This is a genomic window from uncultured Cyclobacterium sp. (assembly GCF_963976465.1).
Taxonomy (GTDB): domain Bacteria; phylum Bacteroidota; class Bacteroidia; order Cytophagales; family Cyclobacteriaceae; genus Cyclobacterium.
This window is the reverse complement of record NZ_CAXBOC010000685.1, coordinates 1-2093: the sequence shown is the minus strand read 5'-3', so window position 1 is coordinate 2093 and position 2093 is coordinate 1. Positions and strand designations below refer to the sequence as shown.

2 protein-coding genes are annotated in these 2093 nt (G+C 44.1%); both read left to right on the top strand.

Annotated elements, in window-relative coordinates; genetic code table 11:
- The coding region (locus AAC037_RS23865) for a hypothetical protein (RefSeq protein ID WP_339906156.1) at nucleotides 1-460 on the top strand (460 nt) is incomplete at its 5' end.
- Between the two features lie 19 nt (nucleotides 461-479).
- Nucleotides 480-2093: hypothetical protein (locus AAC037_RS23860; RefSeq protein WP_339906155.1), on the top strand; the 1614-nt coding region annotated here is incomplete at its 3' end.

The following is a 2093-nucleotide window of genomic DNA, read 5'->3' as shown; positions in this document are numbered from 1 at the left end:
AGAGACCGGCGCCCCCAGAAACCGATCCATGAACAAGCCTTATACCCAAACTTGGGCGACAGGCTATGGCTATGGAACGCATGCCGGAACGGCCAATCTCTTGTACCAAAGATACGAGCAACTTTTGCCTAATTATTCAAAAATTGCCGACCAATATAAATCTATGATAATTGCTGCTGCTGATCAATACCTGAAAGCAAGTCCTGATTTGTCTCTACCTCAGAATCCGGATGCTTTTGCGGATGTAATACAACTTATGAGCACCTTATTTCAGTTGACAGGAAATAAAGCATACAAGGAGCGAGCTGATTTTTTTGCCCAAATGGGCATAAGGCTTTTTTTGGATGAGAACAGTCCTTTACCAAAAGCCACCAGTAAGCATCAACACTATGAAACCATAACAGGAGGGCCTGCTTTTATGCAGCGTCTTTTGGCGCTTTACACATTAAATTTGGATTAAATACCTAATTTTTAAATCAATGAATAAATTCAAGTTAACCTTAACTGTAACACTTAGCATTTTTTTAATGTTGGAGAGGTCTTCGGTTTTTGCCCAATCCCTTAGCCATCCTTTTCTAATCGTAACCCAAGATCAGTTTAAGGCACACAGAGAAAAAGCTTATTATGAACCCTGGAAGTCCATGGCTGAGGATGCTTTGAAGATCACAGAAGAAGGTTTCAACCAAGCCATTTCCGGAGCCTATGATTTACAGGATTATATGGGGGCTGTGGCTCTATCTTATATCCTCTATCCTAAAAACAAAGCCAGATATGCCCAAAAAGTCAAAGCCCTTATCTTAAATGGTTATTCAAATTTGACGCTTACAGAAAAAAGGGATTGGGGTGGCGTAGTGCCTCCCATGAGTTCGTTTTTTGTAGCCATACTTGCCCTAGATATCGTGTACAATGACTTATCCAAAGAAGAAATCCTTGCCTGTGAAAAGGTGATTGGCTCACAGCTTTCCAAGATCAACCGCAAAGGCAGTTGGGCAGATGTAAGGCTAGGTACACATGGTGCCTGGGACATCTACAAAGGTGTGCGAACCGAGCCTGATGATGCTTATTTTAAAGGGATTATGCATCAAATTACCCCTGATGGCGTGTCACCGGTCACCATCCATTACGCTTGGGAAAGAGTAGGAGGTGGGGACAGCCGCATTTCCAAAGCCGGCTATATGGATGTACTGGAATTTACCGGGATAGATCAAAGGTATTACGCCAATGAAAGACTGCAAAAGTACCACCGATGGCTCTTTAGTGCCAGTGTAAACAACAACAAGGAAATGGCCATCATAGGAGACATGCTACCCAGTCAAACCTTGAATAATGATTTATTACATGCCCGGGTAGGTAATTTTGATGAATTGGCGGCTTCTTATGCCTCCTGGTTTCACGAGCATGACAAGAAAAGGGGACATATCATTTCCTATTTGCTACCGCGAAAAAAATTGCCCTATCCAAGATCTCCCCAAAGTACTGTGTATGAAAATGGCGGTGCTTTTCTCAGGGAAAGCCCCAATGATTCCCTGGGTATGCATGCGGTCCTTTACAATATAAAAAGCCAGGATGAATGGCATACTCATCAGGAAACCAATGGCTTGGCCTTGTCCGGAATGGGGAACAGGCTTTTGGTCAATGGAGGTAGACTAGGGGAGCCCACCCGGTCTGCCGCTTTAAACAATACCCTTACCATAGATGGAAAAGACCATGATTCCCGATTAGGAAATGGAATTGTGGAGCACATTAGCCGACAAGATTTTGATTATGCCATGGGGAATGCCGGGCCTGCCCTTCCTTCCGCTGTACACAACCGTAGCATGATATTAATGCACAAAACGCCTTCTTCAAAACCATACCTACTCCTTTTGGATGAGGTGGAGGTAAAAGAAGGGCAAAAGATCGTTTCTTACCTGCACCCGGCCAATGAAAGTCATATTGATACCCTTTCGGTGAATGAATCTTATCGGGCTGCTATCGATCATTTTCTTACGGTACCAGGAACTGCATTGGGCATTCATTACCTGACAAAACCTGAGCAAGTCAACCAAAGCCCGGAGGTCTCTGCCGTCCCCTCAAGGTATCCCAATCACCCG